General features: G+C 55.0%; 12 protein-coding genes. 3 read left to right on the top strand and 9 right to left on the bottom strand.

Annotated features, from left to right (window positions below; genetic code table 11):
- Positions 1-19: 19 nt before the first annotated feature.
- The 5 genes from BEN30_RS11785 to BEN30_RS11805 form a co-directional block, all read right to left on the bottom strand.
- Positions 20-859 (bottom strand): bacteriohemerythrin, encoded by an 840-nt coding sequence (locus BEN30_RS11785; RefSeq protein WP_069958533.1) that lies wholly within the window; start codon positions 857-859, stop codon positions 20-22.
- A gap of 262 nt (positions 860-1,121) precedes the next feature.
- Positions 1,122-2,975: a dihydroxy-acid dehydratase gene (gene ilvD, locus BEN30_RS11790; RefSeq protein ID WP_069958534.1), complete on the bottom strand. Its 1,854-nt coding sequence runs from the start codon at positions 2,973-2,975 to the stop codon at positions 1,122-1,124.
- 96 nt (positions 2,976-3,071) lie between these two features.
- Positions 3,072-4,211: an NAD(P)/FAD-dependent oxidoreductase gene (locus tag BEN30_RS11795; protein WP_069958535.1), complete on the bottom strand. Its 1,140-nt coding sequence runs from the start codon at positions 4,209-4,211 to the stop codon at positions 3,072-3,074.
- A 77-nt stretch (positions 4,212-4,288) separates the two neighbouring features.
- Positions 4,289-4,771 carry a hypothetical protein gene (locus BEN30_RS11800; protein WP_139135001.1) on the bottom strand — a complete coding sequence of 161 codons (483 nt, stop codon included), beginning with the start codon at positions 4,769-4,771 and terminating at the stop codon, positions 4,289-4,291.
- Between the two features lie 123 nt (positions 4,772-4,894).
- Positions 4,895-5,293, bottom strand: coding sequence for a DUF302 domain-containing protein (locus BEN30_RS11805; RefSeq protein WP_069958537.1), 399 nt, complete (start codon positions 5,291-5,293; stop codon positions 4,895-4,897).
- Between the two features lie 175 nt (positions 5,294-5,468).
- Between BEN30_RS11805 and BEN30_RS11810 the strand changes: the two genes are divergently transcribed.
- Both BEN30_RS11810 and BEN30_RS11815 read left to right on the top strand, forming a co-directional pair.
- On the top strand, positions 5,469-6,002 hold the full coding sequence (locus BEN30_RS11810) for a DinB family protein (protein WP_069958538.1): 534 nt from the start codon (positions 5,469-5,471) through the stop codon (positions 6,000-6,002).
- 185 nt (positions 6,003-6,187) lie between these two features.
- Entirely contained in the window at positions 6,188-6,478 is a 291-nt protein-coding gene (locus tag BEN30_RS11815) for a TusE/DsrC/DsvC family sulfur relay protein (RefSeq protein ID WP_069958539.1), read from the top strand.
- A 124-nt stretch (positions 6,479-6,602) separates the two neighbouring features.
- Here BEN30_RS11815 and BEN30_RS11820 read toward each other — a convergent pair whose 3' ends face one another.
- Positions 6,603-7,460 carry a LysR family transcriptional regulator gene (locus BEN30_RS11820; RefSeq protein WP_069958540.1) on the bottom strand — a complete coding sequence of 286 codons (858 nt, stop codon included), beginning with the start codon at positions 7,458-7,460 and terminating at the stop codon, positions 6,603-6,605.
- Positions 7,461-7,687: 227 nt separating this feature from the next.
- Between BEN30_RS11820 and BEN30_RS11825 the strand changes: the two genes are divergently transcribed.
- Positions 7,688-7,942: a hypothetical protein gene (locus BEN30_RS11825; protein ID WP_069958541.1), complete on the top strand. Its 255-nt coding sequence runs from the start codon at positions 7,688-7,690 to the stop codon at positions 7,940-7,942.
- Between the two features lie 110 nt (positions 7,943-8,052).
- On the opposite strand, the gene BEN30_RS11830 is transcribed toward BEN30_RS11825, so the two are convergent.
- The 3 genes from BEN30_RS11830 to BEN30_RS11840 form a co-directional block, all read right to left on the bottom strand.
- Positions 8,053-10,710, bottom strand: coding sequence for a valine--tRNA ligase (locus BEN30_RS11830; protein WP_069958542.1), 2,658 nt, complete (start codon positions 10,708-10,710; stop codon positions 8,053-8,055).
- 108 nt (positions 10,711-10,818) lie between these two features.
- Positions 10,819-11,592 carry a DUF2497 domain-containing protein gene (locus BEN30_RS11835; RefSeq protein ID WP_245649046.1) on the bottom strand — a complete coding sequence of 258 codons (774 nt, stop codon included), beginning with the start codon at positions 11,590-11,592 and terminating at the stop codon, positions 10,819-10,821.
- A gap of 115 nt (positions 11,593-11,707) precedes the next feature.
- A complete protein-coding gene (locus tag BEN30_RS11840; RefSeq protein ID WP_170827041.1) occupies positions 11,708-13,096 on the bottom strand; it encodes a TolC family outer membrane protein in 1,389 nt (462 codons plus the stop codon).
- Positions 13,097-13,098 lie beyond the last annotated feature (2 nt).

Raw genomic sequence — 13,098 nt, forward strand, 5'->3', positions numbered from 1 at the left:
ATACTGAGGCGCACCGCGCTCAGGGCGTGGGCACCGACATGGCGACACGCGATATGGTTTCCAGCAATTCACGTGCTTTTATCGGCTTTTCAATATAGTCCGTGACCGCCAAATCCGTGGAGCGTTCTTTGAGCACATCAATCGAATAGCCCGTCAACATCACCACGCGGGTCGGCAGCTTCATCTCTTGGACCTTGCGGGCGAATTCTGTGCCGCTCATGTCGTCCATCACCCAATCGCACAGCACCACATCGGCGGGCCGATCGGCTAAGCGGTCCAGGCCTTCTTCAGGCGTTTCGACCACCTGAATTTGCGTGATACCGACGGCGCGCAAAATGGTGCGGATCAAACGGCGAAAGTTAGGGTTGTCATCCACGACCATGATGCGGATGTGTTCCCATTCGTTAAACGTCGAGCCATCACCCAAGAAAGACACTTGCCCGGCGGCCTGCGCCGCTTCCAGATTATACAGGCAGATGTCTTTGTAAGCAAAATCGGAGCCCATGATGTGATCCACCAGCCACGACTGCAAAAAATCCCGTACATCAATGGGATCGACACTTCCCGGATTGGCTTGGAAGTCTTCATAGACGTCGCGGACTTTGCCACTGAGCATGCGGTGCGTGGTTTTGTGGGTTGAGAGACCCGTATAGCCGCTCAACTCCATCATCTTTTCTTCGCGCAAGAAATGATATTCTGTGTATTCGACCAAAGCGTCCAATACACTGCCGAGAACCGTCGTTTCTTCTTTTTGATGAATGCACTCATCAACTTGATTGAGCAAATTTATCAAAACCTTGTGATCGGCATCCACAAAGGCGACACCAATTTCAAGTTCCTTCGACCATTCAACAAGCATAATTCAGCACTTTCCCCAAGAATTACCCACATGACTTGAGCCGTTCAGTGCAGATGCGCTCCAGCGCTTGATGCGATGGTCCCCCGCACCTTTTAACAAAATAGGGTTCGTAAACCCTGCGCCCACACTGAGGACAAACGCGATCGATTTGCCTACGTAATTTTACGTGGAAGACACATACACGCGAATTCACACAAATTCAATGGGGTTATTTAACCTGTTAAGGAAAACCCTCAGTGAAATTCTTAGCGCTCAATCTGGTTTAACGCTCTATCTGGCTGACATCGCGCACCGCCCCCCGGTCGGCGCTGGTGGCCATGGCCGCGTAGGCGCGCAGCGCAGCGCTGACCTTGCGTGGTCGCGCTTTGGTCGGCTTCCAGGCTTTTGTCCCCCGGGCTTCCATTTCGGCACGGCGCTCGGCCAGCACCTCGTCGCTCACCGCCACATTGATGGTGCGTCCGGGAATGTCGATAACAATGCTATCGCCTTCTTGAACCAAGCCGATGGCACCGCCTTCAGCAGCTTCGGGCGACACGTGCCCGATCGACAGCCCTGACGAGCCACCGGAAAAACGCCCATCGGTGAGCAGCGCACATTCTTTGCCAATGCCGATGGATTTGAGATATGCGGTCGGATAGAGCATTTCTTGCATGCCGGGGCCACCCTTGGGGCCTTCATAAACCACCAACACAACATCACCGGCCACGATCTCGCCGCCGAGAATTTTTTCCACCGCTTCATCCTGGCTTTCGCAAATCCGCGCCCGGCCCGTGAAGGTCAAGATCGATGCATCCACACCCGCCGTTTTCACGATGCAGCCATTCACGGCGATGTTGCCAAACAGCACCGCCAGTCCGCCATCGGTGCTGTAGGCATGTTGTTTGTTGCGGATGCAGCCCATTTCACGGTTGTCATCCAAGGACGGATAGCTCTTGTCCTGGCTAAACGCAACTTGGGTCGGCACACCACCGGGGGCGGCACGGTAAAAGGCTTTCACCAGTTCATCGTCTGTGCCAACGATGTCCCAACGATCCAAGGCGTCGCCCATGGTCTTGGAATGCACCGTCGAAACGTCCCTATGGATGAGACCCGCACGGTCCAATTCCGCCAAAATGCCCATGATGCCACCGGCCCGGTGCACGTCTTCCATGTGATAGAGTTGGGTCGAAGGCGCGACCTTGGCCAAATGCGGCACCCGCCGGCTCATGGCGTCGATGTCTTTCATGGTGAAATCGATTTCGGCTTCGTTGGCGATGGCCAAAATGTGCAGCACCGTGTTGGTCGATCCGCCCATGGCGATGTCCAAGGCCATGGCGTTTTCAAAGGCTTTTTTACCGCCCAAATTGCGCGGCAAGACGCTTTCGTCCCCGTCCACGTAATAGCGTTTGGTGATTTCCATCACGATACGCCCGGCTTCTTCGAACAAGCCTTTGCGCGCCAAATGAGTCGCCACCAACGAACCGTTGCCCGGCAGCGCCAGCCCCAAACCTTCGGCCAAACAGTTCATGGAGTTGGCCGTGAACATGCCCGAGCACGACCCGCAGGTGGGGCAGCTGGCGCGTTCAAAATCCATCACGGTCTCATCGGACACATTGGGATCGGCGGCTTGAATCATGGCATCGATCAAATCCACGGCGATTTCTTCACCGTCCACGACAACCTTGCCCGCTTCCATCGGCCCGCCCGAGATAAACACAGCGGGAATGTTCAAGCGCATCGCCGCCATCATCATGCCGGGCGTGATTTTGTCGCAGTTGGAAATGCACACCATGGCGTCGGCACAATGAGCATTGACCATGTACTCAACACTGTCGGCGATAATTTCACGCGACGGCAGCGAATACAGCATACCATCGTGCCCCATAGCGATGCCGTCATCGACCGCGATGGTGTTGAATTCCTTGGCGACGCCGCCGTGGGCTTCAATTTCGCGGGCGACCAACTGACCCAAATCTTTCAAGTGCACGTGGCCCGGCACGAACTGGGTGAAGGAGTTCACCACCGCAATAATCGGCTTGCCGAAATCGCCATCCTTCATGCCCGTGGCGCGCCAAAGTCCGCGCGCGCCAGCCATGTTACGGCCATGGGTGGAAGTTCGTGAGCGAAGTTCGGGCATGATCGATATCCTTCAAAATGATCTTATACTGATGTCTTGAGATATTAAGCACCGCATGGCGCATTACAATAAAAAACCCCGCCGGGCTTGCCGGAATTACCGAAACGCCTTGAGATAATGATGTTCAAACATGCGTTTCAACCAATGACCAAAAATGAACATGGGATACAATGAACTTTTGTTGAGATCACGATAGACCATGGTTCCCGAATTCAGCGTATCGACGATACAAATCAGCTCGACGCGGAAGGTTTTGTCGGCAGGTTGTCCATTCATCTCTGCAAGCAGGTTCTGAACAGCCGTTTTCGCTTGCAAATCCGCCATATGCGCCTGCTTCGGCATCCAATCGGGGCCGCCTTGGTAAGAGCCCGTATCGCCGACGACATAGGTTTTTTCCCATCCTTGGACCTTGCAGCTCATATCCGCTTGCACCATGCCCCCCGGCGACAGCGGCAGACCGCTGTCTTGCACCCACGCCGGCCCCGTCAGGCCGGGCATAAACAAAATCATATCGGCGGAAAAGTCACCGCCTTCGGTAACGACTTTGTCCGCCTCAAAGGCCTTCATTTTGTGCCCCAGGTGGGTTTGGATATCGCGTTTTTTCATTTCCCCAAGCAGTTTATCAACGGCTTTTTCGCCCATGCGGATGCCCGGCTTGGGGGCTGGAGAAAAGAACACAAGGTTAAATTTAGCGCGCATTTTGTGTTTGCGCAGATAGGTGTCGATGCCGAACAAAAACTCGAACATGGGCCCACCGCGCACGCCGCTGGGCTCGTTCGGATTGCCGCCAAAGCCCATGGCGATGGTGCCACCAGCGCCCTCCATCATGGCGTGAAGGCGATCATGAATATCTTGGGCCTCTTTGATTCCGGAACACGGCACAATGGCGTTTTCAATGCCGGGAAGTTTGCGGATGAAGCGCCCGCCTGAAGCCATGATCAAGCCGTCATTGGCGACGGGGCCGGTATCGGTGACAACGACCCGCCCGCCTTGTTCCAGCCCCGTCACGGTGCCTTGATGAAATTCAATGCGATGTATGCGCAGAAAATGATCCAAGGAAATGATCAAGTCTTCTGCCTTACGCAACTTGGTGGGCACCCAGATGAGGCTGGGGTAATACACAAACTCACGTTTCGGCGCGATCAAGGTGATGGTCGCATTGGGAGCCTTTTTACGCAACGCGGCAGCGGCCGTCAGGCCACCAAATCCGGCACCGATAACAACGAACTTCGACATGAGAATTCCTTTTTCGAGAGATTGTTTTTTTATTTGATATCAGGGAGGCACACATATTTCAAACTTGGTTTCCGCGGTTAGCTCCCCAGCATTGCCCTGATCTGTACGTCGGGGTTGAGCGGATCGTCTTCTTTAGCCTCAGTGCGGCTTTTTTCGTAAGTTTCTGCATTTTCTTGATAGGCTTCGAGCGTCTCCACGGCGAGCTGAAAGTCAAAAAATGAGGTCGCGATTCCGCCGTTCCAGGTGACCGCTATGGGGCGGCCCGGGTTGGCTTTCAAAACCGCCAAGATGCCCAAAGCTGTGCCCGCACCGGGGTATTCGTTTTTTAAGATACCCTTGGCGACAATGTCTTGGGCCTGGTTGCGAAACTCTTCCCACGTCACCAATGAAATGCCTTCCAAGGTGGCGTAGCCCGCCATTTCGTCTCGGGCTTGCTGGGACGTGTCCGTCGCCACGCCTTGATACGTGACATACGCCGACTGGCGCGCATCGATAAACACTTCGATCAAGTCACCGCTGTCCGCCATGGCCGGAAAAGCGCCGCCCAGGGAGACGAGCACGCACAAAATCCACATCCGAACACAAACAACAGCTTTCATAGCGCGGATAGTATCACAGCAAAAACAAAACGGGGCACCGCCATTATGGGAGCACCTCGTTTATTTTTGCCCGACTTTGAAGGCTTAAGCGGAAGCTTCCAAGTCTCTGGCGACGCCTTTGAGCAAGCTCTGGACTTCCAAGGCAACCTCACCAAGCGCATCATTGTGAATGGCCGACATTGACGCGACGGGATCAACGATGGAAATCTCAATCTTGCCGTCGTCTTTTTGCTGAACCAAGACGTTACAAGGCAGCATCACGCCGATTTTGTCTTCCGCCTGGATCGCCTTAAACGCATGAGACGGACTGCACGCGCCGAGAATCATGTAAGGATTGATATCTTCGCCCAACTTTTCCTTCATGGCGTTTTGCACGTTGATGGTGGTCAGCACGCCAAGGCCCTTGGCTTTCAGGGCGGCCGTCGCCTTTTCAAGGGCTTCGTCAAAGGGACACGTCAAGGTCACGGTAAAGTGGTAGCTCATGGTTGCTCCAGTTTTTATTTTTCTGAACAAGAATCGGGGGTGAATATACACGCCGAATATGGGAATTACGCCTCTCAAGATCAATCCCCTGATCGCCTTTTATTGTGTTTTGGATTCTGCAGCACCACCAACGGTTTTCATTGAAAAGCCCCTTCCAACACAGTACCGTTGCCCCATGAATGAGAACGTAAACACCTTGCACGACCTGCAACTGATGGCCCGTTATAACCAGTGGGCCAATGACCGCGTGTTTGACTGTGTCCGGAACTTGTCCGACGCAGACTACCGCCTGGATCGCAGTGCGTTCTTCGGTTCGATCCATGCCACCCTCAACCACCTTTTGGTCGTTGACCGGGTTTGGACCAGCCGGGTAATGGGCGAATACAGCGCCATCAAAAGCCTTGATGAAATTTTGCATGACGATTTCGAGAAGCTCGTCACCGCACGCCGCGCGATGGATGAGCACTTTATCCGTCTGGTGGACCGGCGCTCAGTGGGGCTCGACGGTGGGTTGGATGGTGAAGTGCGCTACCGCTCTGTTTCAGGAGGGGAAAAACATGCCTCCCCTGCACGGCACATCTTCCTCACCTTACTCAACCACCAGACCCACCACAGAGGTCAGGTCCACGCCATGCTCACCCAAGCGGGCATCCAAAATCCCCCGGTGCTGGATCTCATTTTCATGTTGCGTGACATGGCCAGCGATTAAATCGCACCCTTTCACTCACATACTTACACATTAGAAAAACTCTCATTTTCATAATAATCCACCAATTACATTCATTTTTTCTTATATAGCACTTGAAAATCTCCTAAATCCGACTTATTTACTCAGGTAAGAACACGGTGCGTATAAGCCCCGTGTGCTGATCGCTATTATTTTAGGAGGGATACATGGATATTCAGACAGACGGCGAAGGTTTTTTGCTCAACAGAGACTTGTGGACACCGGAAATTGCGCGGGAAATTGCTTCGCGTGACGGCCGTGAAATCACTGATGAGATTATGGGCTACATCATGTCCGCGCGCGAAATGTTTGAGCGCGACAACACGGTACCGGCCATCCGCAATTTCACCAAAGCAATGGGCGTCGACAAAAAACAGCTGTTCAACGTTTTTGAAACCGGCCCGATGAAACTGATTTGTAAATGGGGCGGCCTGCCGAAACCGACGGGCTGCGTCTGAAGACCATTTACAGAAGCCGCATTGCGGCTGACGACACCACGGGCCCAGAGACAGAACCGAGATGGAACTGAACCCGCGGACCTTAAGGGGGACGGCAAGCCGTCCCCTTTTTTTGCGCTTTAAGCTATTCTTTAACCCGCAAGGCGGCGATGGTGCGCAAGCCCGACAGGGCGTATTCAAAACGTTCATCGTCGGCACGCTCGTTGGGATAGACCATGTAAACCGCGCGTAAAAAGGACGGTGCACCTTGCACCCGCATCAAACGTCCCGCATCAACCTGACGCTTTACGAATCGCTGCGGCAAATACCCCGAACCGCCACAGTTGAGGATATGCTGCAACCCCAGCATCCCTTGGGACACCGATATGGCGGGATACGGGCTATCTTTGAAAGCCATATCGTGTTCGCTCTGAAACTCAGGTCCCCAATCGATGAACACATATCCATCATCGCCCGGTCCACCGCCGCTGGGATTTGTCGATACCAACACCAGCTTGTCTTCCAAAAGCCGTTCGATCACCAACCCGCCACGGGCTTGGGGCATATACATGACGCCAATGTCGAGCAAGCCTTCTTGCAAGTTGCGAATCAGGTCTTGGGGAAAGCCGACCTCGGCACGCAAGGCCACATCGGACATGTTGGCGCGCATCCAAGGCAGCCAGCTCAGCAGCAATTCATCCCACAAGGTAAACTGCCCGCCGATGGTCAGTACATCATGCAAGGTTTCGGGAAGCACCAGGTCGTGACGGGCTTGCTGCCAAACCCGCAGCAAATGGGTCGCGTGTCCATAAAAGCGCTGCCCCGCAACCGTCAGTTCCGTGCCCGCGCGTGAACGTACAAACAATGATCGGCCCAGTTGCTGTTCAAGATTTTGAATGCGGGTGCTCACCGTCGATTGGGTGACGTTGAGTTTTTCGGCGGCACGGTTGAAGTTACCCGTGTCGTAAACCGCCACAAACGTTTTCGCAAGATCGATATCCATCGTTTCAGATCCTCCAGTATTTTTGAAGTCTAATCGATTTTATCAATTTTAGTAATCATATAATTTCGTTTGAAAGATTAGCGTGTGCAGTGCACATTTATCCCGAAGCACAACCCCTTCAGGCTGACTTCAAGGGAGAGGTCGCAAGGTCACACTCACAAATGCTGGCGGCGGCCTCTCCACCCCAACCTGTTGCACCTTTTAACACTTTGACAGGGACACCTGCGATGACAAAGATCACGCCACCCGACAAAATCCTTCAAGAGCATGCCCATATGCTGTCCCTGCAAACCGTTCAGCACAGGCCGGAATCGGCCGAGCGTTATGGCTACACGACCGTGACGGGCTTCATCGCCACCAGCCACCTGCAAAACCGCAGCGATGTTTTGAGCGGCTTAGACTTGGACCATCTTGATGGCGTGAACTCTGTCCGCCCCAAAATCGTCACCCCCATGCTGCGTCACCGCTATCATCACAGCTAGACGCCAAATTGGTTCAGGCAAAACTGAACCAAAAACACAAAGGGGACGGAAAACCGTCCCCTTTTTTGTTTGCTCAACCGTCGCTCTGCAAAGAAAAGCGTGAAGCGGCCTTAGAGGTCCGCCAACCGCAGCACCGCTTCGTTCACTTTGGCGCGTTCGGCTTTTAAGGCTTCCAGGCGTTCGGTTTGTTCTTCGATCACTTCGGCCGGGGCTTTGGCCAGGAAGCCTTGGTTGGAAAGCTTCTTTTCGTACTTCATGATTTCAGGATCGAGCTTGCTCAGCTCTTTGTCCAAGCGAGCCTTTTCGGCGTCCACATCGATGATGCCGGACATGGGCAAGATCATCGTGGCTTCGTCCAAAACCGTTGAGACGGAACCCTTTTCAACGTCGCCTTCCAGCGCCCCGCTGTCTTTGATGCGGGCCATGCGGTGGATCAGGTCTTGGTGGGTTTGAAGACGCGCCAAAGTCTCGGCGCTGGCGTCTTTCAAACGCAAGACCAGTTGCGCTTTGGGCTCCACGTTCATTTCCGAGCGCACGGCGCGCACCGCTGAGATTAAGCGCACCACCCAGTCCATCTCGGCCTCGGCTTCGGCACTTTCCAAGCCCTTGAGGTTGGGCCACGGTTGCAGCATCAACTGGCCGTGACGCGCGGTGATTTGCGCCCACAACTCTTCGGTCACAAACGGCATAATCGGGTGCAGCATCAACAACACTTGGTCGAATGCCCACGCCATGGTGGCGCGGGTCTCAAGCTTGGCCGCTTCGTCGTCGCCGTTTAAGATCGGCTTGGTGAATTCCAAGTACCAATCGCACAGCTGCCCCCAGGTGAAATGATAGCCCGCGTCGGCAGCTTCGTTAAAGCGGTAGCTGACGATGGAGGCTTCGATCTTCGCCACCGCTTCCGCCGCTTTGGAAATGATCCAGCGGTTAACGGTGAGTTTGACGGAAGACGGATCAAAGTCCGCGCCCGGCTTGCATTCGTTCATTTCGGCGTAACGCGCGGCATTCCAGATTTTGGTGACGAAGTTGCGATAGCCTTCAATACGGCTGATGGACAGCTTCACATCACGCCCCTGCACGGCTTGCGACGTCATGGTGAAGCGCACCGCGTCGGCGCCGAACTGGTCGATCAGTTCCAAGGGGTCCAAAACATTACCCTTGGACTTGGACATTTTCTGGCCCTGTTCATCGCGCACCAGGGCGTGGATATAAACGTCCTTAAACGGCACTTCGTCCATGAAATGCAAGCCCATCATCATCATTCTGGCGACCCAGAAAAAGATGATGTCGAAACCCGTAACCAAACAATCGGTCGGGTAATAGCGTTTCACTTCCGGGGTGTCGTCCGGCCAGCCCAAGGTGGAAAACGGCCACAGGGCTGAGCTGAACCACGTGTCCAACACGTCTGGGTCGCGGGTCACGTCAGTGGCCACGCCGTAATGCTTTTCAGCAGCCGCGCGGGCTTCTTCTTCGGTGTATTCGACAAACGGATGACCGTCGGGGCCATACCATGCGGGGATTTGGTGGCCCCACCAGATTTGCCGCGAAACGCACCACGGCTGAATGTTGCGCATCCAGTCGAAATAGATGTTTTCGTACTGCTTGGGATGGAACGTGGTGCGGCCATCTTCAACCGCCTTGATGGCATCGACGGCCAGCTTGCCGGCATCGACAAACCACTGATCCAACAGCCACGGCTCGATCACCACCCCCGAACGATCGCCGTAAGGCACCGTCATGGGGTTTTCTTCGATCTTTTCCAGCAGGCCTAAGCCTTCCATCTCTTTGACGATGACGTCGCGCGCTTCGAACCGATCCAGGCCTTGCAGGTGTGCGGGGCCGTTTTCGTTGATGGCGGCGTTTAAGTCCAAGACGTTAATGATGTCCAAATTGCACCGCCGCCCAACTTCGAAGTCATTAAAATCGTGGGCTGGGGTAATCTTCACCGCACCGGTGCCCTTTTCGGGGTCGGCGTAGGCATCGGCAACAATGGGTATCAGACGGTTGGTGATGGGCAGACGCACCATTTGCCCCACCAAAGCCGCATAACGCTCATCATCGGGGTGCACCGCCACACCTGTATCGCCCAGCATGGTTTCGGGGCGCGTGGTGCCGACGGTGATGAACTTTCCTTCTTGGCCTTCGATGGGATACTTGAAGTACCACATCTTGCCGACATGCTCTTTGTTTTCGACTTCCAAATCGGAAATCGCGGTGTGCAGCAGCGGGTCCCAGTTGACCAGGCGCTTGTCGCGATAGATCAGCCCCGCCTTGTGCAGTTCGACAAAAACTTTTTGTACCGCTTTGGACAAACCCTCGTCCATGGTAAAGCGTTCGCGCGACCAATCGCACGACGCGCCCAGGCGGCGCAACTGGCGAGTGATGGTGCCGCCACTTTCAGCTTTCCAAGTCCACACCCGTTCAATGAACTTGTCGCGGCCCAAATCGTGACGGGTCAGGCCTTCCTTTTCCATCTGACGTTCGACCACCATCTGCGTGGCGATCCCCGCATGATCGGTGCCGGGCTGCCACAAGGTGTCCTTGCCGAGCATACGGTTGTAACGAATCAAGATGTCTTGCAAGGTGTTGTTCAGCGCATGGCCCATATGCAAGCTGCCGGTCACGTTGGGCGGCGGAATGACGATGGTGTAGGCGTCTTGCGCCCCGTTTGAGACCTCCCCTTGGCCACAGGCAAAAGCACCGGAGCTTTCCCACTGATCATAAATGCGTTGTTCAACATCGTGGGGCGTATAGGTCTTGTCCAACATCAGATTTGCCGTCCGTCATGAGGTGTGGGGTGGTTGTAGTGGTTTCTAGAACAAAAACGCCGCCCGGGGAAGCCTGGGCGGCGCTTTTGAAAACAAATTTAAGCGATCTTAGTCTTCGAGACGCTCTGCCCGGTTGATCATACGGTCGATCTCTTTTTTGACCAAACGTTCGATCAGGTAGGGCAAGTTTTGGTCCAGCCATTCGCTCAGCAAAGGTTTCATCATTTGCCGAACCATGCCTTCCAAGGTGATGTCGGACCCACCAACCTGCAATTCGCGCTGGCTTAAAATCGCCCGCGCCAAATCGGCCAAGACGTCCGTTGAGGCCCGATAGGCACCCGCCGACATGATGGTGTTGCTGAAGTTCGTCCCCTCCGGCAGCGTGGTGATCATTTCCGCGGTCAAATCGAGGATCGACGAAATATCTGGCTCTCCCCCCGGACGTGGTGGTGGTGGTGGCGGGGGTGGAGGCGCTTCGTAAACAGGAGGCGGTGGCGGTGGCGGCGGCGCCGTATAAACGGGCGGCGGCGGCGGCGGTGCGACCGGCGCGGGTTCTGGCTCAGGCTCTGGCTCTGGCTCTGGCTCTGGTTCCGGATCGTCTTCCGCCAATTCAATCATCGGCGCGGGTTCAGGTTTGGGCGCAGGCTCAGCCGCCATCTCTTCCATGAGAGCGGCCATGTCCATCTCTTCTTCGGGTTCAGCCTCCATCTCAGCCATGGCGGCGGCCATATCCATTTCTTCTTCAGGTTCGGGCGCTGGTGGTGCGGCCTTTTCAGCAGGCGCAGCCTCTTCGCCGTCCTCAGAAAGGATGCGGCGAATAGAGGCTAAGATATCCTCCATCGAAGGCTCTTCGCCGTTTTGTCCTTGCGCGTCTTCGCTCATTGAAAGCTCGCTTATCCCCTGAGATGTTTGGACCCGATTTCCCCAGCCCAAATTATTCGATCAAATACTTAACTTGACGTTTACCCGACCGGTTTTTCCGGTTGATTTTTCTCAATTATTTTGCGGTGTCGTCGTTAACACTGCCACCAAACCATTTCCCCCGAACCTCTTGATAATGCCCTTGTGAATCATATAAATCCACAGCGAGGTTCAAATCCGTCGCGGTCAGATGCCCAATAGAGGACAACAACGTCAGCTCGGCAACGGTCTCATCCCTTTGAGATTTAACAAGATTTACGCTTGCATCCAACAATTCTTGCTCGGCATCCAAAACGTCAAGAACCGTTCGCGAACCCACACTGGCTTCGCGTTGAACGCCTTCCAGAGCCGTTTCGGCGGCAATAACCTGAGTTTTAATGGCTTCGATTCGCGCTTTTGTAGAGACCCAGGTCTCCCACGCGCTGCGGACCTGTTCAGTGACATCGCGGCGCGTTTGAACAAGGTCCATACGCGTTGCCGAAGCCGTTTGACGCGCTTGGCGCAATTTTGAATAGACCGAACCGGATTGATACAACGGCACGCTCAGCGTCACCGTCGCCTCATACGTCGTGGCCCAATAGGATTTGGAAGCCGTTTCCAGCGAGCGTGAAGCGCTGCCGTTGAGATCAAGCGAGGGCAGCAACTGCCCGCGGGTGCTGTCAATATCATCGGCAGCAGCGCGCTCATCAAACTCAGCCGCCAACACGTCAGGATTGGTTTCCTCGGCAAGTTTCAAGGCATCATCCAACCCCGTGGGCATCGGCAAGGCCAACTTGGGCGCTTCCAACTTTTCGGGCCCATTGCCCATCATATTGGCGTAAGCCGCCCGTGAGGCCTCCAAGGTACCTTGCGCTTGAATACGGTCAGCGGTGGCCCCTGCGTAGCGCGATTGGGCTTGGTGCACATCGGTGCGGGTGATTTCGCCGACGTTGAAGCGGTCTTGGGTGGCTTCCAACTGGCTTTTAAGGACGTCTTCGTTCTTGGCGTTCAGTTCGACCACCGCCTGGTCACGCAGCACGTTCAAATAGGCGGTCGCCGCATTCAGCAACACGGTCTGTTCAGACGCCACCAACCGCGCACGCTGGGCGCGCACGGAATTTTCCGCCGACGAAATGTCCGCCGAGGTCTGACCGCCGGCATAAAGCGACTGGGTCAAATCGAGCGATGCGGTTTTCGGATTCGTATTCGTGTTATTGGGCACGAGGCTGGTTTTCTGTTTTCGCGCACCCGCCGTGCCGGTCATCGACAAGGACGGACGCCAGCCTGCCAGCGCCTGAGAGACACTTTCATCTTTGGCCCGCAAGGTGGCGCGCGCCGACTGCAAGGTCGGGTTTGTCGTATAAGCTTTGGCCAACGCTTCCGTGAGCGTTTCAGCGTGAAGCGGTGCGGCAAACAGACTTGCGCACACGCCAAAGGCCATACCGGAGAGAGCAATTCGAGAAACTGTGCTGTTTAAGTTTTTCATCG

The sequence above is a fragment of the Magnetovibrio blakemorei genome, assembly GCF_001746755.1.
Lineage (GTDB): Bacteria > Pseudomonadota > Alphaproteobacteria > Rhodospirillales > Magnetovibrionaceae > Magnetovibrio > Magnetovibrio blakemorei.